21 protein-coding genes are annotated in these 18,746 nt (G+C 63.2%); 10 read left to right on the top strand and 11 right to left on the bottom strand.

What is annotated here, in order from left to right; translation table 11 throughout:
* Positions 1 to 304 precede the first annotated feature (304 nt).
* Both AC1D08_RS32095 and AC1D08_RS32090 read left to right on the top strand, forming a co-directional pair.
* Positions 305 to 856, top strand: coding sequence for a hypothetical protein (locus AC1D08_RS32095; RefSeq protein WP_477425013.1), 552 nt, complete (start codon positions 305 to 307; stop codon positions 854 to 856).
* A 152-nt stretch (positions 857 to 1,008) separates the two neighbouring features.
* On the top strand, positions 1,009 to 2,007 hold the full coding sequence (locus tag AC1D08_RS32090; RefSeq protein ID WP_457151880.1) for a transporter: 999 nt from the start codon (positions 1,009 to 1,011) through the stop codon (positions 2,005 to 2,007).
* A gap of 18 nt (positions 2,008 to 2,025) precedes the next feature.
* Here AC1D08_RS32090 and AC1D08_RS32085 read toward each other — a convergent pair whose 3' ends face one another.
* The 9 genes from AC1D08_RS32085 to cysS form a co-directional block, all read right to left on the bottom strand.
* Positions 2,026 to 2,727 carry a glutathione S-transferase family protein gene (locus AC1D08_RS32085; RefSeq protein ID WP_457151881.1) on the bottom strand — a complete coding sequence of 234 codons (702 nt, stop codon included), beginning with the start codon at positions 2,725 to 2,727 and terminating at the stop codon, positions 2,026 to 2,028.
* Positions 2,728 to 2,736: 9 nt separating this feature from the next.
* Positions 2,737 to 3,654 carry an EamA family transporter RarD gene (gene rarD / locus AC1D08_RS32080; RefSeq protein ID WP_457151882.1) on the bottom strand — a complete coding sequence of 306 codons (918 nt, stop codon included), beginning with the start codon at positions 3,652 to 3,654 and terminating at the stop codon, positions 2,737 to 2,739.
* Between the two features lie 83 nt (positions 3,655 to 3,737).
* Positions 3,738 to 5,360 carry a citramalate synthase gene (cimA, locus tag AC1D08_RS32075; protein WP_477226255.1) on the bottom strand — a complete coding sequence of 541 codons (1,623 nt, stop codon included), beginning with the start codon at positions 5,358 to 5,360 and terminating at the stop codon, positions 3,738 to 3,740.
* On the bottom strand, positions 5,357 to 6,313 hold the full coding sequence (gene pip, locus AC1D08_RS32070; RefSeq protein ID WP_457151884.1) for a prolyl aminopeptidase: 957 nt from the start codon (positions 6,311 to 6,313) through the stop codon (positions 5,357 to 5,359). Before pip ends, cimA begins: the two co-directional genes overlap by 4 nt.
* The gene (locus tag AC1D08_RS32065; protein ID WP_457151885.1) at positions 6,310 to 6,786 is read right to left on the bottom strand and encodes a GFA family protein; all 477 of its coding nucleotides are present in this window, start codon (positions 6,784 to 6,786) and stop codon (positions 6,310 to 6,312) included. The genes pip and AC1D08_RS32065 overlap by 4 nt, the downstream gene beginning before the upstream one ends.
* The gene (locus AC1D08_RS32060) at positions 6,783 to 7,274 is read right to left on the bottom strand and encodes a GFA family protein (RefSeq protein ID WP_457151886.1); all 492 of its coding nucleotides are present in this window, start codon (positions 7,272 to 7,274) and stop codon (positions 6,783 to 6,785) included. Before AC1D08_RS32060 ends, AC1D08_RS32065 begins: the two co-directional genes overlap by 4 nt.
* Positions 7,275 to 7,280: 6 nt before the next feature.
* Positions 7,281 to 7,667, bottom strand: coding sequence for a VOC family protein (locus AC1D08_RS32055; RefSeq protein ID WP_457151887.1), 387 nt, complete (start codon positions 7,665 to 7,667; stop codon positions 7,281 to 7,283).
* Complete coding sequence (locus tag AC1D08_RS32050) at positions 7,664 to 8,071, bottom strand: endonuclease domain-containing protein (RefSeq protein ID WP_457151888.1); 408 nt, start codon at positions 8,069 to 8,071, stop codon at positions 7,664 to 7,666. Before AC1D08_RS32050 ends, AC1D08_RS32055 begins: the two co-directional genes overlap by 4 nt.
* 268 nt (positions 8,072 to 8,339) lie before the next feature.
* On the bottom strand, positions 8,340 to 9,773 hold the full coding sequence (cysS, locus tag AC1D08_RS32045; protein ID WP_457151889.1) for a cysteine--tRNA ligase: 1,434 nt from the start codon (positions 9,771 to 9,773) through the stop codon (positions 8,340 to 8,342).
* A gap of 391 nt (positions 9,774 to 10,164) precedes the next feature.
* On the opposite strand from cysS, the gene AC1D08_RS32040 reads away from it, so the two are divergent.
* The gene (locus tag AC1D08_RS32040) at positions 10,165 to 10,320 is read left to right on the top strand and encodes a hypothetical protein (protein ID WP_095086527.1); all 156 of its coding nucleotides are present in this window, start codon (positions 10,165 to 10,167) and stop codon (positions 10,318 to 10,320) included.
* 72 nt (positions 10,321 to 10,392) lie between these two features.
* On the opposite strand, the gene AC1D08_RS32035 is transcribed toward AC1D08_RS32040, so the two are convergent.
* A complete protein-coding gene (locus AC1D08_RS32035; protein WP_457153430.1) occupies positions 10,393 to 11,154 on the bottom strand; it encodes an SOS response-associated peptidase in 762 nt (253 codons plus the stop codon).
* 131 nt (positions 11,155 to 11,285) lie between these two features.
* Between AC1D08_RS32035 and AC1D08_RS32030 the strand changes: the two genes are divergently transcribed.
* The 4 genes from AC1D08_RS32030 to AC1D08_RS32015 all read left to right on the top strand — a co-directional run bounded on the left by AC1D08_RS32030 (position 11,286) and on the right by AC1D08_RS32015 (position 13,613).
* On the top strand, positions 11,286 to 11,717 hold the full coding sequence (locus tag AC1D08_RS32030) for an NUDIX hydrolase (RefSeq protein ID WP_457153429.1): 432 nt from the start codon (positions 11,286 to 11,288) through the stop codon (positions 11,715 to 11,717).
* A 65-nt stretch (positions 11,718 to 11,782) separates the two neighbouring features.
* A complete protein-coding gene (locus AC1D08_RS32025) occupies positions 11,783 to 12,160 on the top strand; it encodes a TIGR02301 family protein (RefSeq protein WP_477399512.1) in 378 nt (125 codons plus the stop codon).
* 339 nt (positions 12,161 to 12,499) lie between these two features.
* Positions 12,500 to 12,757 carry a hypothetical protein gene (locus AC1D08_RS32020; protein ID WP_008874920.1) on the top strand — a complete coding sequence of 86 codons (258 nt, stop codon included), beginning with the start codon at positions 12,500 to 12,502 and terminating at the stop codon, positions 12,755 to 12,757.
* 70 nt (positions 12,758 to 12,827) lie between these two features.
* Entirely contained in the window at positions 12,828 to 13,613 is a 786-nt protein-coding gene (locus AC1D08_RS32015; RefSeq protein ID WP_457153426.1) for a hypothetical protein, read from the top strand.
* A 33-nt stretch (positions 13,614 to 13,646) separates the two neighbouring features.
* Here the strand turns inward: AC1D08_RS32015 and AC1D08_RS32010 are convergent, their stop codons facing one another.
* Positions 13,647 to 14,978, bottom strand: coding sequence for a dihydroorotase (locus AC1D08_RS32010; RefSeq protein ID WP_457153425.1), 1,332 nt, complete (start codon positions 14,976 to 14,978; stop codon positions 13,647 to 13,649).
* Between the two features lie 73 nt (positions 14,979 to 15,051).
* Between AC1D08_RS32010 and ygfZ the strand changes: the two genes are divergently transcribed.
* The 3 genes from ygfZ (at position 15,052) to AC1D08_RS31995 (ending at position 18,746) form a co-directional block, all read left to right on the top strand.
* The gene (gene ygfZ, locus AC1D08_RS32005; protein ID WP_477226440.1) at positions 15,052 to 15,909 is read left to right on the top strand and encodes a CAF17-like 4Fe-4S cluster assembly/insertion protein YgfZ; all 858 of its coding nucleotides are present in this window, start codon (positions 15,052 to 15,054) and stop codon (positions 15,907 to 15,909) included.
* Complete coding sequence (locus tag AC1D08_RS32000; protein ID WP_095086537.1) at positions 15,909 to 16,544, top strand: HD domain-containing protein; 636 nt, start codon at positions 15,909 to 15,911, stop codon at positions 16,542 to 16,544. The genes ygfZ and AC1D08_RS32000 overlap by 1 nt, the downstream gene beginning before the upstream one ends.
* Before the next feature lie 63 nt (positions 16,545 to 16,607).
* The gene (locus tag AC1D08_RS31995; protein WP_477226252.1) at positions 16,608 to 18,746 is read left to right on the top strand and encodes a putative bifunctional diguanylate cyclase/phosphodiesterase; all 2,139 of its coding nucleotides are present in this window, start codon (positions 16,608 to 16,610) and stop codon (positions 18,744 to 18,746) included.

Raw genomic sequence — 18,746 nt, 5'->3', positions numbered from 1 at the left:
GGCCGCCAATCGCGTGAAGCAGGGCGCCGATCGCCTCCAGCTCGGTCTCCACCTTGCTCTCTCGAATGAGTTTGCCACCCGTGTCCATTACGCAGACGCTGGTGGTGCGAACGGAAACATCAAGACCGACGAACAGTTCCATGGCAGACCTCCTGACCGGTTGAACTGTTGGAGCCTGCCCGGAAGACCGACCTCCCGCTACTCCCATGCAGGGAGGCCGCCGGAGCCCCAATCATCCGATCTTTTTGTAGCAAAAAGGGCCTGCGGGCTTTTCCAGCGCACCGAAGACATTTTCAGACAATTGGTGGCCGCGGATATGAAGTCGTGGGCCGACGGGCCAACCTACAACACCGGAACCGGGGTTCTGCACGGAGAGGCCACCGCCTATTGGGGTACAAGCCAGGCCGCCTTCTCGCTGGCGGCAGTCGCGGGAAACCACTCCGTGCGACTTTTGCCGGATACGCACAATTTTCCTCTCAACAACCTGGCTGGGTTGCCGGCACCGGACGCGGCGCGATTGGTCCACATCCACTATCATCACCTGTTCAGCGCCGGATCGGCAGAGGCAAATCCGATATTGGACGGAACGCTGGCCCTTCCGGCAGCAATTTCCCAATGGCTCCTCGCCCGGCTGCCGCTCCAGGAACAACCGCAGCCGACGGTCACGACGCGTGACCTCGCACTCGACCACGACGCACTTGTTCGCACCAACCACGATCTCAGCCTCCAACGCGACATGCTCGTCCGCGACCGAGACGCTCTCCGCGCAGAACGCGACGCGATCCTCGCGTCACGCAGCTGGCGGCTGACCGCACCATTGCGTTGGGCTCTAGGCCCGTTCGCGCGCCGCAGATGACGGGCAACATCGAAAGCGATGCCGGTGATCGGCAGACTGTGATCGACCGTCAAGAAACCGTCACACGCAAGCGGACTCGTCCGTGCTAGACATCGCGGTCAGGCCGCCGCCACGCGGCGCCATTTCCGAAAACTGTATCTTTGGTACTGCCCATGGATGTCGCTCTTGCCCCGGAAGGCACCGACCTGTCGCCTTACCTGCCCGACGAGCACGGGCTGTTCTTCATCTATCATTTCACCGCCGATGGCCTGCGCACCAAGGACCCTGCACAGGCGTGCTGGACCTGGCGCAGCTATCAGATCACCGACCTGCATGCACGCCAGGAGATCGGCGCCGAAAAAGCTTTGCCGGGGCCGGTGCGCGACGCCTTCCTTGCCCCCAGCCATGGCTGTCACATCGACTTCGAGGATGGCTGGCTCTATGGCGATCTGCCGGACCTAAAACACGACTTTTCGGAAGCGCGCGGGCTTGTCCATTTCCGCTTTGCCTTCAACGAGACGATGCTGGTCGGCGCTCGCAAGCAGCCGCTGGAATCGGTCGATGCCGTCCGCAAGACGGTGGAGAATGGATCGCGGAAATTCCGCTCGCCGGCGGAACTGATCGAGGCGGTCACGGGCCAGTCGCTCGACGGCATGTCGGTCGAGCTCGGCAAGCTGGGCGACACGCTCGACGGCATCGAGGACCGCGTCGTGCGCAATGCATGGCACAATGAGCGACAGGCGCTGGTCGAGGCGCGCCGGCAGCTGGTGGTGATCCATCGGCAGATGGCGACGATCACCAATCTGTTCCGGCATCTCGACCATTCGCATCGCAACGAGCTGCCTGACCCGATCAACGACATGGCGGCAAGGCTCTCGCAGCGGGCGCATACGCTCTATCATGACGGCGAGCAGTTGCAGGCGCGCACAAGGCTGTTGCAGGACGAGTTGATGGCCAAGCTGACCATGCAGTCGAACCAGTTGCTCTATGTACTCTCTGTCATGACGGCGGTGTTGCTGCCGATGACCATCATCTCGGGCCTGTTCGGCATGAATGTCGGCGGGCTGCCCTTGGTCGACACGCCCATGGGTTTCTGGGTGGTGACAGCGGTCTCTGTGTTTATCGCGGCAGCCACCTATCTGTTCGTCAGGCGGCTTGGCCGGGGGCTGTAACCGCAGCCCGGCGACTGTTCATGCCGAAGCGCGAAGATCCTCGATGATGGTCCCGGCGGCACGGATTTCCGCCTCGTGGCCCGGGTCGCGCCAGGTCTCGGCAAGGCCGGCCGCATACCATTCGCGCATCGCCGGCAGATTGAGCAGCTGTGCCGCATAGGTCGCAGCCGCCCCCTCGAAGGTGAGCCCATAGGACTGCACCCGGAACGCCACCGGGGCAAAGAAGGCATCGACGGCGGTAAAATGCGCGCCAGCGAGAAACGGCCCGCCGAAACGGGCAAGGCCATCGTTCCATAGGTCGCCGAGGCGGAAGAGATCCTGCTTCAGCGCATCGGACATCGGGAACGGTTTGACGCGCACGCCGCAACTCATCGGGCACGCGCCGCGCAGTGCGGTGAAACTCGAATGCATTTCGGCGGCGGCCGACCGCGCCCAGGCGCGCGCCTTGGCCTCGACGGGCCAGACGCCATGGTGACGCTCGGCCAGATACTCGACGATGGCAAGCGAATCCCAGACCGCCCAGCCATCGTCGACCAGGCTGTTGTCTATCAAGCAAGGCACCCGGCCGCTGGGTGAGAACGGCCGGTAGAGATCCCAGCTCGATCCGGTCGGAAATGGCGTCAGCCGCTCCTCGAACGGAATATCCAGCTCGCGCATGAGCACCCATGGCCGCAGCGACCATGAGGAATAGTTCTTGTTGGCGATGTGCAGCAGGTACATCGAAACTCCTTACCGGATAGAAGCCTTGCGCGCGTTCGTCAGCATCGACCAGGAATAGATCGCCAATGCCGCCCAGATCAGGGCAAAGGCGACGGCCTGGGTGGTGCCGAAAGGTTCGCCGAAGATCAGGACCGCGATCAGGAACACCATGGTCGGCGCGATGTATTGCATGATGCCGATGGTCGAAAGGCGCAGCAGCTTGGCACCGAAGGCGAACAGCAGCAGCGGCACCGATGTGACCGGACCGCAGCCGATAAGCAACGCCGTATCGACGCCGCTACCGGACACGATGTGGTCCTGCCCGGTCGCGATCAGGTAGGCGATGTAGCCGAGAGCCGGCACGGACAGCAAAAGCACTTCGAGCAGGAAGCCCTGGCTCGGGCCGATCGGCAGCGTCTTGCGGAAGAAGCCGTAGGCGGCGAAGGAAAACGCCAGCGCCAGCGACACCCAGGGCAGCTTGCCGCCCTCGATGGTCAGCACCGTGACGGCGACTGCCGCCAGCACCACCGCCGCGATCTGCAACCGGTCGAGACGCTCGCCCAAGAGCAGCGCGCCGACGACGACGTTGACCAGTGGGTTGATGTAGTAGCCGAGCGCGGTCTCGACGGTGCGGTCGACGGCGATCGCCCAGACATAGATGCCCCAATTGACCGAAATCAGCGCCGCCGTCAGCGCGGCCATGGCGATGGTGCGGGGTGAGCGAAGTGCCGCCTTGAAATCCGCCGTGCGGCCGGCCCAGACCAGCACGGCCGCGGCGATGGGTACCGACCAGACGATACGGTGGGCAATGACTTCGGCGAGCGGCAGGTGGGCGACCGCCTTCATATAGAAGGGCAGCAATCCCCACAGCAGATAGGCGCCCAGCGCCAAAAGAAAACCGCGGCGGGCCTTTGAATCGGTGTCCAGGGCAGTTGCTTCAGGGGCCATAGGCCAACGCTATGGCCCAGCCGCCTTGCCAAGACCATCACAAAGTTCTGATGGATCAACGGACTTTCGTTGATGGTTCAACCCTACTCCGCCGCCACCAGCCCGGCCATCTCTCGGTTCTTCATCAGCTTGTAGACGATGGAGTCCATCAGTGCCTGGAACGAAGCGTCGATGATGTTTTCGGAAACGCCGACCGTCCACCAGCGCGCGCCGGTGCCGTCATGCGATTCGATCAGCACGCGGGTGATCGCCTCCGTGCCGCCATTGAGGATACGCACCTTGAAGTCGGCAAGCTCCATGTCGGCGATCTCGTTCTGAAATTTGCCCAGATCCTTGCGCAGGGCAATGTCGAGCGCGTTGACCGGGCCATGCCCCTCGGCCACCGACATCTTCTCCTCGCCGTCGACCAGCACCTTCACGATCGCCTCGGACACCGTCTTCAGCTGGCCGTTGGCGTCGAAGCGGCGCTCGACCATGCAGCGGAACGAGGTGACGTTGAAGAACTCCGGCAGGCCGTGCAGCATCTTGCGCGCTAGAAGTTCGAAGCTGGCATCGGCGCCTTCATACGCATAGCCCTCGGCCTCGCGTTCCTTGACCACGGCAATCAGCGCATCGAGCCGGTGGTCGTCCTTAGGCACATCAATCCCGCGCCGCTTCAGCTCGGCGAGGAAATTGGCCTTGCCGCCTTGGTCCGAGACCATGACGCGGCGGCGGTTGCCGACCGCTTCCGGCGGCACGTGCTCATAGGTCGCCGGCTCCTTGGCCAGTGCGGAAGCATGGATGCCGGCCTTGGTGGCGAAGGCCGAGGCACCGACATAGGGCGCCTGCGCTTCCGGCGCACGGTTCAGGAGCTCGTCGAAAGCGCGGGAAAGCCTGGAGACACCGGTCAGGGCTTCCGCCGAAATACCTGTTTCGAAGCGGGTGGAGAAGGCCGGCTTCAGCGCCAGGGTCGGCACGATCGAGATCAGGTTGGCGTTGCCGCAGCGCTCGCCGATGCCGTTGAGCGTTCCCTGGATCTGGCGCACGCCGGCCTCGACCGCGGCCAGCGAATTAGCGACCGCCTGGCCGGTGTCGTCATGGGCATGGATGCCGAGATTGCCACCGGGGATGCCTGAGCCGATGACCTGCTCGACAATGGCGCGGACTTCCGACGGCTGCGTGCCGCCATTGGTGTCGCACAGCACCACCCACCGCGCGCCGGCATCAAAGGCCGTCCTGGCACAGGCCAGGGCGTAGTCGGGATTGGCCTTGAAGCCATCGAAGAAATGCTCGCAATCGACCATCGCCTCCTTGCCGGCGGCGATGGCCGCCTCGACGGATGCCTTGATGGCGTCGAGGTTCTCCTCGTTGGTGCAGCCGAGCGCGACGCGGACGTGGTAGTCCCAGCTCTTGGCGACGAAGCAGATGGCGTCCGACTTCGATTGCACAAGGGCTGCAAGGCCAGGATCGTTGGACGCCGACACCCCTGCCCGCTTGGTCATGCCGAAGGCGACAAATTTGGCGCGCGCCGTGCGCTTCTCCTGGAAGAAGGCGGTGTCGGTCGGGTTGGCGCCGGGATAGCCGCCCTCGACATAGTCGAGGCCGAAAGCGTCGAGCAATTTTGCGATGGCGATCTTGTCCTCGACGGAAAAGTCGATGCCCGGCGTCTGCTGGCCGTCGCGCAAGGTGGTGTCGAAGAGATAGAGGCGCTCGCGGGTCATGGTCATTTGCCCGCAAACCTGTCCGTCGCCCGGATCAGCTGACCCAGGATGCCCGGCTCCGAATAGGCATGACCGGCGCCCTCGATCAGGTGAAAATCCGCCTTCGGCCAGGCCTTGTGCAGCGCCCATGCATAGCGCGCCGGGCACGGCATGTCGTAGCGGCCATGGACGATGGTGCCGGGAATATCCCTCAGTTTCCAGGCATCGCGCAGCAACTGCCCCTCTTCCAGCCAGCCGGCATGGACGAAATAATGGTTTTCGATACGGGCAAAGGCGACGGCATAGTCGTCCTGTCCAAAAGGCCCGCTGGTTTCGGGGTCAGGCAAAAGCGTGATCGTCTCGCCTTCCCACAGGCTCCAGGCCCGAGCCGCCTCGATCTGCGCCTTGCGGTCGCTGCCCACCAGCCGCTTGCGGTAAGCCGCCATCATGTCGCCGCGCTCGGCCTCCGGGATCGGCGCCAGGAACCGCTCCCATTTGTCCGGGAACATTTCCGAGACACCGAACTGGTAATACCATTCGAGCTCCGCACGCGTCAGCGTGTAGATGCCACGCACCACCAGTTCGCTGACGCGATCAGGGTGGGTCTCGGCATAGGCAAGCGCCAGGGTCGAGCCCCAGGAACCGCCGAACACCAGCCATTTGTCGAAGCCGGCCATCTCGCGCAGGCGTTCGATATCGGCGACCAGATGCCAGGTCGTGTTGGCTTCCAGGGAGGCGTTGGGCGTCGATTTTCCACAGCCGCGCTGGTCGAACAGGATGACGTCGTAAAGTTTTGGGTCGAACAGCCGCCGGTGTTTTGCCGAGATGGTGCCGCCTGGCCCGCCATGCAGGAACACCGCCGGCTTGGCGCCCCTGGTGCCGGAGCGTTCCCAATAGACCTGATGGCCGTCGCCGACATCGAGCATGCCGGACTCGAACGCCTCGATCTCGGGATAGAGGGTGCGCAGTCGACTGCTCATAGCTGCAAACCTTTGGTCGGCCAGTCCGCCGTTTCGTGGTCGGGATGCTGGAAGGAGATGATCTGCTCCTGCCGGGCATAGTAGTCGGGGTCCTGGTGGATGGGCTGGTCGAAGATCGTCTCCACCCAGGGCAGCCGCGCGGCGTAGTTGACCTGGATTTGCGGGGCGAGATCGGAGCGGTCGTCGAAGGCGCCGATGGCGATCTCCAGTCCACCGGGCTGCCGATAGGTCAGCGGCGTGCCGCAGCGGGCGCAGAAGCCACGATCGATGTTGACCGACGACTGGAAATAGCTTGGCTCCTCATGGGTCCATTCGACGCCATCCCTGGGCACCGTCACCAGCGCCCCGAAGAACGAGCCGAACTGCTTCTGGCACATGCGGCAATGGCAAATCGACGGCCGGCCGAGCGCCCCCTTGATGCGGAAGCGCACCGCGCCGCACTGGCAGCCGCCGGTTCGTATTGTCTCGGTCATGATCTTTCCTTCGGCGGCCATTGTTCGGTGTCGTGGTCCGGGTGCTGGTAGGAGACGAGATCGGCCAGATAGGGGGCCGACGACATGTCCGCCATCGTCTCCTCGCCCGGCAATTGCGGGATCGTGTCGATATAGGGCAGCTTTGCCTCGGTGCCCCACTGGATCAGCGGCACGATCTCCGCCGGATTGTCGAACGCGCCGATGGCGAGGCCAACGCCGTCCGGCGCGGTGAAGGTCAGCGGCGTGCCGCAATTGGCGCAAAAGCCACGATCGACGTGGCTGGACGAGCGGAAATATTTGGGCTCACCGCGCGTCCAGTCGAGCGTTGCGCCGCGCACCGAAACCAGCGGCGCGTAGAACGAGCCGAACGCCTTCTGGCACATGCGGCAATGGCAGATCGAAGCGTCGCCAAGCGCGCCCTCGACGCGAAAGCGCACCGCGCCGCACTGGCAGCCGCCGGTATAGATCGGTCGGTTGTCGAGGCTCATCGCGGTTCACTCCGGGGCATGGCAGACGGCTTCGACATTGTTGCCGTCGGGATCGAAGACGAAGGCGCCGTAATAGTTTGGGTGATAGTGCGGGCGCAGGCCCGGCCCGCCATTGTCCTTGCCGCCGGCGGCAAGTGCCGCGGCATGGAAGGCATCGACCTCGGCGCGGCTGCGCGCGGTGAAGGCGACGTGCTGGTGGTCTCTCGGCTTGTCCTTGCCGGAACTCAGCCAGAACACCGGCCGGTCGCGGCCATAGCCGCCGACCTTGGCGCCGCCGGTGTATTCCAGCGGCACCATATACAGCAGCGAGGCACCCAGCGGCGCCATCGCCTTGTCGTAGAAAGCCTTCGAAGCATCGAAATCGGCAACGGTGATACCGAGATGGTCGATCATGGTACGGACTCCCTTGCTGGTTCGCTCGTCAGAACTTCGGCGCCGGCCAGGCCGGCTTCGATCACGATGTGCTGGCAGACATTGTCGATATCGCGACTGACGTCGTCGTTCCAGAAGCGCAGGATGGTCCAGCCGCTGCCCTTCAAAAAGGTGCTGCGTTCTGCATCGCGCTCGACATGCTCAGCATCCGCATGCTGGCTGCCATCAACCTCAACAATCAGCTTTTTGTCCGAGCAGGCAAAATCAACGATGTAGGGTCCGATCGGCACCTGCCGTCGAAAGCTCAATCCCATCAGCCTGTGTGCGCGAATCTCATTCCAGAGGTTCAGCTCGGCATCGGTCATCACACGACGCATGGATTTTGCGTTCTTGCGCTGGCGTGGCGGGACGAGGTCGTGACCCATCAGGCGCCCTCGTTTTGAAGGTTGGCGAAATCATGGATGATGGCCAATCTCCCCCCTTGCGGGGGAGATGTCCGGCAGGACAGAGGGGGGTGCTGTCCCTCCGGCCCATCAGCCAATTGTGGCGATGCCGTGAGTTGTTTGTCGATGGGAATGGATTGAGTGGTTGGCGATCCTTCCCACCCCCCTCTGTCCTGCCGGACATCTCCCCCGCAAGGGGGGAGATCGGCTGTCACAGGCGCTTTCGCCAACTTGGTATCCAGCGCCACCCTCACCGCTTCACCTCCCACGTTGTCACGCGCTCTCCGGTGACGGGGTCCTTGCCGTCCTTCAATTGTACGCCTTGTGCCAGCAGTTCGTCGCGGATGCGGTCGGCGTCGGCCCAGTTCTTCGCCGCGATGAGCGCGAGGCGATTGGCGATCGCCTCGGCAACACCACCTTCATCAATGTCGGCCGAGGCGACATCGAAGCCGAGGAACAGCAGCGACGCCTTCAGCGACGCCGCCGCTTCGTTGCCGTCCACGGCCTCGCCGGCCAACTGCGTCAGGACCTGGAAGGCGGCGTAGGTGGCGAGATCGTCCGACAACGCATCGATGACCTCCACCGGCAACTGCCCCGCGGCCGGCGCAAGATCCGCCGCCCGTTTCCATTTGCGCAGCATGTTTTCGGCCTCCTCGAGCTTGCGCACGGAAAAGTCGATCGGTTCGCGATAATGCGTCATCAGCATTGCCAGCCGCAGCACCTCGCCCGGCCATTTGCGACCGCCAAAAGTCTCAGTCTCCAGCAACTCGTTGATCGAATAGAAATTGCCGAGGCTCTTCGACATCTTCTGGCCTTCGACCTGCAGGAAGCCGTTGTGCATCCAGATATTGGCCATGACGTCGGTGCCATGGGCGCAACGCGACTGGGCGATCTCGTTCTCATGGTGCGGGAAGATCAGGTCAAGGCCGCCGCCATGGATGTCGAAGACCTCGCCGAGATAGGCGGCCGACATCGCCGAGCATTCGATGTGCCAGCCCGGCCGTCCCCTGCCCCATGGGCTGTTCCAGCCCGGCTCCTCCGGTGACGACAGCTTCCACAGCACGAAATCTTGCGGGCTTTTCTTGTGCGCGTCGACGGCGATCCGAGCGCCGGCCTGCTGCTCGTCGAGATTGCGCTTCGACAATTGTCCATAGTCCGGCATCGAGGCGGTGTCGAACAGCACTTCACCCGCCGCGACATAGGCATGGCCGCGTCCGATCAGGCTTTGAATCAAGGTGATCATGTCGGCCTTGCCATCAGCGCGGGGCTCGACGAATTCGGTGGCGCGCGGCTCGACCGTCGGCTCCAGGCAGCCGAGAACAGCCACATCCCTGTGGAACTGGTCGGCGGTCTTTTCGGTGACCCGCCGGATTGCCTTGTTGAGCGAGAGCGCGCCGGAAGCGATCTCGCCGCCGAAGTCCCGCAAGGCGCGCGCGTTGATCTTGTCATCGACGTCGGTGATGTTGCGCACATAGGTGACGTGCGCCTCGCCATAGAGATGGCGCAGCAAGCGGAACAGCACGTCGAAGACGATCACCGGCCTGGCATTGCCGATGTGGGCGAAGTCGTAGACCGTCGGGCCGCAGACATACATGCGCACATTGCGCGGATCGATCGGGACGAAATCCTCTTTCGTCCGCGTCAGCGTGTTGTAGAGGCGCAGGCCATGCGATGCGTCAGACATTCGTGCCTTCCCGGTTCGTTATGTTTTGACTGAAGCCGGGCGCCCGCCGAGACGCAAAACAGACTCCAGCCTGCTGGCCGGGGCGTTTGTCCAATCTGGGGAAGATGAGGCGAAAACGTCCGGACCAGCGCGAGGCTAGCCAATAATGCAAATGCCACAAATGGCGAAAGACGTTTTCATGGGCGGCTTTATCGCCTTGGCAGGTGTTGCCGTCAAGTCGCTACTTTCGACAAAAACGTCGTTGGATCACAGGTAAAGGCGCGCCGAAACATTTTATTAAACATGTCGGCACAGTGATGAAACATTCGTCGACTAGTTCAGCAGGCGTCACGATTTGGTCAGAATCGGCCATCAAACGGCAGACACGAAAATGTTACCTGGGAAGAGAGACATGCCCCGAACCAAGCAGGAATCCAACCGCGCCAAGCAACCGGCGCTTGCCAGCCACTACCGCGCCATCGGCCCGGCAGCGATCGTCGCCGCCCTTCTCCATACCGCGAAGAAGAAAAAGCCGGCGCAGAAGATCGTATCACCTCGCGCTGCCTGAACTGGTGCGCGACCGACCCGAAGGCGCCGGCGACATAGCGCTGACATGTGCCTCTAAAGCCGACATGCGCCTCTAAAACAGTGTCATCTGACTATCGTCCGCGCCGGGCTTCTGGCGCCTGACCTTCTCGGGCTCCGGCCCGATCTCGCCCCTCTCCTGAATCTCCGGTCCGGTGTTGACGACCTTGTTGACGAGGTCGGACACGGGAATTGCTTCGAAGAAATCAGGCTGCGCCGGCCGCAACAGGTCGGCGACATCGCGCGGCTCGAGCGTCCGGCAATCCAGCCAACGGGCAAAATCGCTGGGATCGATCACCACCGGCATACGGTCGTGGATATGGGCGATGTCGGCATTGGCATTGACGGTCAGGATGGCGCCGGTGTCCATTTCCGAACCGCCCGGCTCGGCATAGGTCTCGATCAGTCCGGCAAAGGCGACCACCCCGCCATGCCTGGGCCGTATCCAGTAAGGTTGCCCCTTCTTGCCCCCGGTTTGCCGCCACTCGTAAAAGCCGGATGCCGGCACCAGCGCACGACGATGGCGCATGGCGGCCTTGAACGAGGCCTTTTCGGCGGCCCCTTCGGAGCGTGCGTTGAAAAGCAGCGGAAACTCCCTGGTGTCCTTCACCCAGGTCGGGATCAGCCCCCAGCGCACCAGCATCGGCTGGCGGTCCGGCAGATTGGAGCCCGGCGCCCGCGGAGCACCGGCGATCGCCACCAGGATCGGCTGCGTCGGCGCGATGTTGTAGCGCGCCGGGAAATCCTCAAGCCCCGCCACGCCCAGAAAGGCGGCGGTCCGATCCGGTGTCGCGGTCAAGGCAAAACGTCCGCACATGGTCGACTGGTACCCTTCGGCTGGTTCAGCTTGAAAGTGGCGATGGAACCGGCGTTGCGCAATCGCCAAAGCTTCCCCATGCTGGGCGGTCCACAACAGACCTGCCTGCAGATGAGCCTGATCGGGAATCCATGAACCAAGCGCGCAAGACACTTCCGGCCGTCTCGGTGGCCGTCGTGCGCGGCGACACCGTGCTCCTGGTCAAGCGGGCGCGGCAGCCATCGCAAGGGCTCTATGCCTTTCCGGGCGGCAAGGTCGAGGCCGGCGAGACGCTGGAGGCCGCGGCAAAGCGCGAACTGCTGGAAGAAACCGGCTTGAACGCCACCGAATACCACCCGCTTCGGGAAATCCACATCGACGGCAGGGATGACGCCCACCCGGTCGATTACCTTCTGACAGTGTTCGGAGCCGCCTATGCCGGCGGCGAGGCGGTGGCCAGCGACGACGCCGAGACAGCCGCCTTCTATACGCTCAGCGAGATGGCAAGGCTGCCACTTGCCGGCTCGGTGTTCGCGGTAGCCGAAGACTTGCTGGGCCTTGGCGCAAACGCCGGGCTGCCCTGAAAATCGCCTTGCGGGCGACAAATTGTTTCGCCACAAAGACTTAATGCTGTTTGGCCAAGAGGCTTATGAACCGTCCATCCCTGCTCCTCGCCGTATGTCTGGCCGTTAGCTCGGCCGTCTCGACGCGGCCGGCGTTCAGTGCCGAATCGCCGTTCGAACCCGGGCTGATGCGGCTGGCGGAAGTTCTGGGATCGCTGCATTTCCTGCGCAATTTGTGCGGTGAGAAAGGCGACCAGTGGCGTGTCGAGATGCAGAAGCTGCTCGATTCGGAAAATCCGGACGCCGAGCGGCGCGCCCGCTTCATCGCCAGCTTCAATCGCGGCTACCGCTCCTTCGGCGGCACCTACACGCAGTGCACCCCCTCGGCCACCGAAGCCATCAGCCGCTATATGAAGGAAGGCGAGACGCTGTCGCGCGACATCGCCTCGCGTTATGGCAACTAGGCATTCCGAACTGCCCATCCACAGATATTCGGACCTCCGACTTGTGTCAGGTGACATCTTGGTGCAATCCTCGTGTGGCACTTCTGCAACAGTCTTAATGAAACCTTACCGCGCGAATGCGGAATTAACTCAAACTGAAGGTTTTCGCCCCGCAGGCCGCCCTAATCGGCTAAGTTTGGCCTGAGTTGAACGCAGCTTCGCGCAAGGCAATCGGGCTCTGTAAAAAACGATCAAAAAAATGTCGTATTTACAAATACTTAATTGACCCTGCGTGTGAAATGAACAGATCAAGCCTGATCCGCATCGACGGATCGCCGCTTGAAAGGGTGGACATCGCATATGGAACATGGTGTCAACGACATCGACGCGCTGGTCAGGGAAGAGAAGCGCCTGACCGCCGTGGAAAGCCACAGCGAAGCCTGGGCGGAAGGTCTCTCCGCCGGTATAGAGCCCGAGATCATTGCCGAGGCAGCGCTCGAGACGGCCTTCGGCGAGATGTTGCGTGCCAATGGTGAGACCTCGGCCCTTGCCCTGCTCGACCGTATGCGTGAAAAGGTGATTGCTGGCGCCTTCGAACCTGAACGGCTGCGGCACTGAACCGACATCCGGTTCTTTGACGGCAGAATGCCGCTCGGGCGTCATGCCCGGAAGCAGGGAGAAACGGGCAGTGAGTTTTTCGATGTCAGGCAAGCCGGTTGGCTTGGTCCTCTACATCTGCTTCGCCGCTGGCTGTGCCGCGATTCCCCTGGTTCTCGTCAGCAGCCCCGCTTATGCGCTAAGCGAGATCAAGCGCGAAGAGCTCCCCGCACCCGTCACGCCGCCGGCGGACGACGACATGTCGCCGCCGGGAAGCACAGTGCCAATGCCCGACCCGGTCGGAACGCCGCCTCCAACCAGCAAGCCGGCCGGCCCTGACGAAGCCGAGCCGGACAGCCCGCCGAGCGGCGGCGGCGTAACCAGGCCGCGCGTCGATCCGGAAACCCCAGTGCCCGAGGTCGTCTACGATCTCGGCAAGCTGCCGGAACCGGTACGGCGCATGCACGACCTGATCGTCGAAGCCTGCAAAAGCGGCGACATCGAAAAGCTGCGGCCTTTGATCGGCACGGGCGACAGCACGACACAATTGTCGCTGACCGATATAGACGGCGACGCCATCACCTTCCTCAAGGGTCTCTCGGGCGACCCGGACGGCCAGGAGATCCTGGCCATCCTGGAAGAGGTGCTCAATGCCGGCTACGTCCACCTCGATGCCGGCAAGCCGGAAGAACTCTATGTGTGGCCGTATTTCTTCGCGCTGCCACTGGACAAGCTCGACGCCAAGCAACGGGTCGAACTGTTCAAGATCGTCACCGCCGGCGATTTCGACGACATGAAGCAGTTCGGCGCCTACATCTTCTACCGCGTCGGCATCACGCCCACCGGACAGTGGACATTCTTCGTCGCCGGCGATTGAGCCTTTTTGGCCCGCCTTGCGGGAGGTTGGGGCCTAGCGAGGCAATGCCTCGGAAAACTCCACCGTCTTGCCCTGGCCCGGCGCCACGATCTCGCCATCCCACATGACGCGGCGGCCGCGAATGACGGTGCCGACCGGCCAGCCGGTGACTTGCTTGCCATCATAAGGCGTCCAGCCGGCTTTCGAGCCGGCCTGCGCGTTGGTTATAGTCTCACGCCGCTTCATGTCGACGATCGTGAAATCGGCGTCGTAGCCGGCGGCGATGCGACCTTTTCTCGCCATGCCGAAGATGCGCTGCGGACCGTGGCTGGACAGGTCGACAAAGCGCTGCAGCGTCAGCCGGCCGGCGTTGACATGGTCGAGCATGATCGGCACCAGCGTCTGCACACCGGTCATCCCCGACGGCGAGGCCGGATAAGGTTTGGCTTTCTCGGCCAGTGTGTGCGGTGCGTGGTCGGAGCCGAGCACGTCGACGATGCCTTGCGCAATGCCATGCCAGACGCCGTCGCGGTGTCTGATGTCGCGCACCGGAGGATTCATCTGGATCAGCGTGCCGAGCCGCGCGTAATCGTCAGCCGACAGGGTCAGGTGGTGCGGCGTCGCCTCGCAGGTTGCGACATCCTTGTGCTGCTGGAGGAACAGGATCTCCTCGGCCGTCGAGATGTGCAGCACATGGATGCGGGCGCGAACAGTGCGCGCGATGCGCACCAGCCGCTCGGTGCAGCGCAAGGCGGCGATCTCATCGCGCCAGATCGGGTGCGATGACGGGTCGCCGTCGATGCGTTCGCCCTGACGCTCGCGCAGCCGGAATTCGTCCTCGGAGTGAAAGGCGGCGCGGCGGCGGGTATTCCTCAGGATCGAAGCGACGCCTTCATCGTCCTCGACCAGGAGGTCGCCGGTGGAGGAGCCCATGAAAACCTTGATCCCGGCCGCACCCGGCAGCCGCTCGAGTTCGCCGACGTCTTTCGCATTCTCGCGGGTGCCGCCAACCCAGAAGGCAAAATCGCAGTGCATGCGACCGCTGCCGCGGCGGACCTTGTCGGCAAGCGCTGCCTCGCTCGTAGTCAACGGATTGGTGTTGGGCATCTCGAAAACGGCGGTGACACCGCCCAGCACCGCCGCCCGCGACCCCGTCTCAAGGTCTTCCTTGTGCTCCAGTCCCGGCTCGCGGAAGTGGACCTGGCTGTCGACGACACCCGGCAGGATATGCAGGCCGCGGCAGTCGATCGTCTCGCCGGCCGAGGCCTGGCCGAGATCGCCGATGGCAGCGATGCGGCCGTCCTTCACACCGACATCGCGAGCCCCTTCGCCGTCATGGTTGACCACAGTGCCGCCTGTCAGGATGAGGTCGTAGGTCATGGCCATGCTCTCTTGCAGGGGGAGTGCCAGCGGCTTACGTAAAGGCCGACCGTTTTGCAAGATCAGGCTGCTTTCGCCAATGCCCTTTGCCCAGCTCAAAGACCGCGCGCTCATCTCCGTCTCGGGGCCTGATGCCGAGCATTTCTTGCAGAACATCCTGACCACCGATCTCGACGTATTGACACCCGGCCAAGCAAAACCTGGCGCGCTGCTTTCGCCGCAAGGCAAGATCCTGTTCGATTTCCTGATCTCGCGGGCTGGCGAGAATGCATTCAGGCTCGAATGCCGGGCCGACATTTCAGATGATTTCGAACGCCGGCTGACGCTCTACAAGCTGCGTGCCAAGGTCGAGATTGCCAAAGCCGATCAGGCGCTTGTCACCGTCGCATGGGGAGTTGAGTCAACGCCCTCACAATCTGATTCAACGGCCGCCGACACGCGCTTTGCGAACGGCGCCGTCACGCGTTGCTATGGCCACGCGGATGAGCGGAGCGACCTTGCCGCATGGCAGGCCTCCCGGATCGCCAGCGGCATTGCCGAAAGCGGCAGCGACTACCAACTTGGAGACGCCTTCCCGCACGACGTGCTGCTGGACGAAACCGGCGGCGTCGGTTTCAAGAAGGGGTGCTATGTCGGCCAGGAGGTTGTCTCGCGCATGCAGCACCGCGGTACGGCCAGGCGGCGCGTGCTGATCGTCCAGGCCGGACTTCCCCTGCCCGCCGCGGGCACCGAACTGACAGTCGAGGGGCGGCCCGTCGGCACGCTCGGCTCGAACGCCGGCACGACCGGGCTCGCCATTGCCCGCATCGACAGGGTCAAGGCGGCGCTCGACGCCGGCCAGCCGATCATGGCGGGCGACGTGCCGGTTACCGTGACCATCCCCGCCTGGGCGAAGTTCAGCTTTCCGCAGGAAGCCGTCAGCGCGGAGGAGGCCTGATGGCGGCCGATCGCGTCGGCGCGCCGCCACGCGCCTGGCAGCGCATGCTGTCCGGCCGCAGGCTCGACCTGCTCGACCCCTCGCCGCTCGACATCGAGATTTCGGACATCGCGCATGGGCTCGCCCGCGTTGCCCGCTGGAACGGCCAGACCAGAGGCGAGCACGCCTTTTCGGTCGCCCAGCACTCGCTGCTTGTCGAGGCGCTGTTTTGCGACCTGGTGCCTGCGGCTTCGGCCGACGCCCGGCTGGCGGCGCTGCTGCACGATGCCCCCGAATATGTCATCGGCGACATGATCTCGCCGTTCAAATCGGTGATGGGCGGCAGCTACAAGGACTGTGAATTGCGATTGCAGCGCGCCATCCATCTGCGCTTCTCGTTGCCGCCGGAACCAGCTGCTGCGTTGCGCAAGGAGATCAAGCGCGCCGACCAGATCGCCGCCTATTTCGAAGCAACGCTGCTTGCCGGTTTTTCGACTGCCGAGGCGACCGAATTCTTCGGCCGTCCGCGCGGTTTCAATGCCGATCGCTTCGATTTCACGCCACGCTCGGTGACCTCAGCGCAAAATGCGTTCCTGAAGCGCTTTTCGGCAATCGAGAAGTCGCGCCACCAGGTTCCAGCACCCGTGATCGGCTGAAAAACGCTAAATTAACCGGCGGCGACCACACTAGCCCGTTCGATCACGATCCGCAGGCGCCTTATGCCCGTCGCTGATGCCAAGGATGGTTCGACCGTCCCGGAACCGGGGGCCGAAGGCATGGATCGGCCGCGCTCCATTGAAGACGAACTGCGCGAACAGAACGAACGCTTTTCGGCTGCGGTCGAGAACATGTCGCATGGGCTGTGCATGTTCGACGCCGACGAGCGCATGATTATTTGCAACGTCAACTACATCAACATCTTCTGCCTCGACCCCAAGGTGATGCGGCCCGGCATCCGGTTCCTCGACATCCTGCGCCACAGCGTCGACATCGGCATCGCCTCGCAAAGCGCCGAAGAACTCTACGCCATCCGCAAGCCCTATATCGACCAGGCCAAAGCCTCGACCTACGAGGAGACGCTGTCGGACGGTCGTATCATCAACATCTCGCATCGCCCGCTGGCTTCGGGCGGTTGGGTCTCCATCTACGAGGACATCACCGAACAGCGACGCGCAGAACGGGATCTCAAGGAGCAGCATCGCCGCTTCGACGCAGCACTTGCCAACATGTCGCAAGGCCTGCTGATGTATGACGCCGACGGCAGGCTGATCGTGCGCAACCAACGCATTCTGGAGCTCTATGGTGTCAGCGAGGCAGACCTTCCGCTGGGCATGGGTCTGCGCGAACTCCTTGAGCGGCTTGTACGCCTGGGTGTCTATCCGCCCATCGATATCGATGGCGAGGTCCTCAAAACTGAAGCCCGCCTGCAGATCGGCCAGACGCGATCGACCCCTCGTCAGCTTGCCGACGGACGAACGCTGATGATCGCGCGTCGGCCGATGAGTGGTGGCGGCTGGGTCGCCACGTTCGACGACGTCACCGAAAGCAGGCTGGTCGAGGAGCGCATGACCCATCTTGCGCATCACGACACGCTGACCGGACTGCCCAACCGTTCGATGCTTCGCGAACGGCTCGACCAGGCGCTGGAGGATGCGACTTCACCGCTGGCGATCTTCTCTCTCGATCTCGACCGCTTCAAGGCGATCAACGACACCTTGGGGCATCCGGCCGGCGACTGGCTGCTGAAAAGCGTGGCCGAGAGGCTGCGGCGTTGCCTGCGCGATGAAACAGACATCGTCGCCCGTTTCGGCGGTGACGAGTTCGTCATCATCCAGTCCAACTTCAAAGACCTTGCCGACGCGGAAAAGCTGGCGAAACGTATCGTCGAGGCGATCGCACAACCGTTTCGCGACAAGAGCCGGGAGATGCATGTCGGCATCAGCCTTGGCATCGCCGTTTTCCCCGACGACGGCAGGGATGCCGATACGCTGCTGAAGAACGCCGACACGGCGCTGTACCGGGCGAAGAGCGAAGGACGCAACCTTTACCGATTCTTCGAGCCAGCAATGGACGCCACGGTGCAGGCGCGCCGGGCGCTTGAGGTCGACCTTGAGACAGCGTTGCCGCGCCACGAATTCGATCTCGATTTCCAGCCCATCATGAACATAGGCTCCGGCGGGATCGTCGGCGCGGAAGCCTTGATGCGCTGGCATTCGCCGACACGCGGCACGGTGGCGCCGGACAACTTTATTCCCGTCGCCGAAGAAACCGGGCTGATCGTGCCGCTTGGCGAGTGGGCATTGAGGAAAGCCTGCGTGGCGGCGGCAAGTTGGCCTTCCCTGCGCATTGCGGTCAATGTCTCGGCCGTGCAGCTCAAAAGCGGCGGCTTTGCCCGCAGCGTCATCTCGGCGCTGGCCTTCTCCGGCGTCCCGGCCAGCCGGCTCGAACTGGAAATCACCGAAACCGTGCTGATGGACGAAAGCGAGACCGTGCTGAAGACGTTGCGTCAATTGCGAGGGCTGGGCATCCGCATTGCGCTCGACGATTTCGGCACCGGCTATTCCTCGCTCGGCTATCTCCGGCGTTTTCCGGTCGACAAGATCAAGATCGACCGTTCGTTCATCCGCGACATCGGCAATCGCGACACAGCAGCAATCGTTCGCACCATTATCGGGCTGGGCGCCGAGCTCGGCATCACGGTCACCGCCGAGGGTGTCGAGACCGAGATGCAGTTTGACTTTCTGCGCGTCAATGGCTGTGTCGAAGCGCAGGGCTATCTGATCGGGTTGCCGTCAAGGGCGGCGGATATTCAGCGCCTGCTGATGCCAACCGTCGCCGCCTTCGGGCAATCCGGTTGA

The organism is Mesorhizobium sp. P2_E6 (assembly GCF_056403835.1).
The sequence above is the reverse complement of the archived record's forward strand: the minus strand, read 5'-3'. Positions and strand labels throughout refer to the sequence as shown.

Bases quoted from the DNA above. Each gene is read 5' to 3' on its own strand.
- cimA (WP_477226255.1), bottom strand. From the start codon at position 5,360: ATGACCATGACCCGCGAGCGCCTCTATCTCTTCGACACCACCTTGCGC.
- AC1D08_RS32025 (WP_477399512.1), top strand. From the start codon at position 11,783: ATGAACCGTCCATCCCTGCTCCTCGCCGTATGTCTGGCCGTTAGCTCG.
- AC1D08_RS32030 (WP_457153429.1), top strand. From the start codon at position 11,286: ATGAACCAAGCGCGCAAGACACTTCCGGCCGTCTCGGTGGCCGTCGTG.
- AC1D08_RS32035 (WP_457153430.1), bottom strand. From the start codon at position 11,154: ATGTGCGGACGTTTTGCCTTGACCGCGACACCGGATCGGACCGCCGCC.
- cysS (WP_457151889.1), bottom strand. From the start codon at position 9,773: ATGTCTGACGCATCGCATGGCCTGCGCCTCTACAACACGCTGACGCGG.
- AC1D08_RS32065 (WP_457151885.1), bottom strand. From the start codon at position 6,786: ATGACCGAGACAATACGAACCGGCGGCTGCCAGTGCGGCGCGGTGCGC.
- AC1D08_RS32060 (WP_457151886.1), bottom strand. From the start codon at position 7,274: ATGAGCCTCGACAACCGACCGATCTATACCGGCGGCTGCCAGTGCGGC.
- AC1D08_RS32040 (WP_095086527.1), top strand. From the start codon at position 10,165: ATGCCCCGAACCAAGCAGGAATCCAACCGCGCCAAGCAACCGGCGCTT.
- AC1D08_RS32050 (WP_457151888.1), bottom strand. From the start codon at position 8,071: ATGGGTCACGACCTCGTCCCGCCACGCCAGCGCAAGAACGCAAAATCC.
- AC1D08_RS32090 (WP_457151880.1), top strand. From the start codon at position 1,009: ATGGATGTCGCTCTTGCCCCGGAAGGCACCGACCTGTCGCCTTACCTG.
- ygfZ (WP_477226440.1), top strand. From the start codon at position 15,052: ATGCCCTTTGCCCAGCTCAAAGACCGCGCGCTCATCTCCGTCTCGGGG.
- AC1D08_RS32010 (WP_457153425.1), bottom strand. From the start codon at position 14,978: ATGGCCATGACCTACGACCTCATCCTGACAGGCGGCACTGTGGTCAAC.
- AC1D08_RS31995 (WP_477226252.1), top strand. From the start codon at position 16,608: ATGCCCGTCGCTGATGCCAAGGATGGTTCGACCGTCCCGGAACCGGGG.
- AC1D08_RS32000 (WP_095086537.1), top strand. From the start codon at position 15,909: ATGGCGGCCGATCGCGTCGGCGCGCCGCCACGCGCCTGGCAGCGCATG.
- AC1D08_RS32055 (WP_457151887.1), bottom strand. From the start codon at position 7,667: ATGATCGACCATCTCGGTATCACCGTTGCCGATTTCGATGCTTCGAAG.
- AC1D08_RS32085 (WP_457151881.1), bottom strand. From the start codon at position 2,727: ATGTACCTGCTGCACATCGCCAACAAGAACTATTCCTCATGGTCGCTG.
- pip (WP_457151884.1), bottom strand. From the start codon at position 6,313: ATGAGCAGTCGACTGCGCACCCTCTATCCCGAGATCGAGGCGTTCGAG.
- AC1D08_RS32020 (WP_008874920.1), top strand. From the start codon at position 12,500: ATGGAACATGGTGTCAACGACATCGACGCGCTGGTCAGGGAAGAGAAG.
- rarD (WP_457151882.1), bottom strand. From the start codon at position 3,654: ATGGCCCCTGAAGCAACTGCCCTGGACACCGATTCAAAGGCCCGCCGC.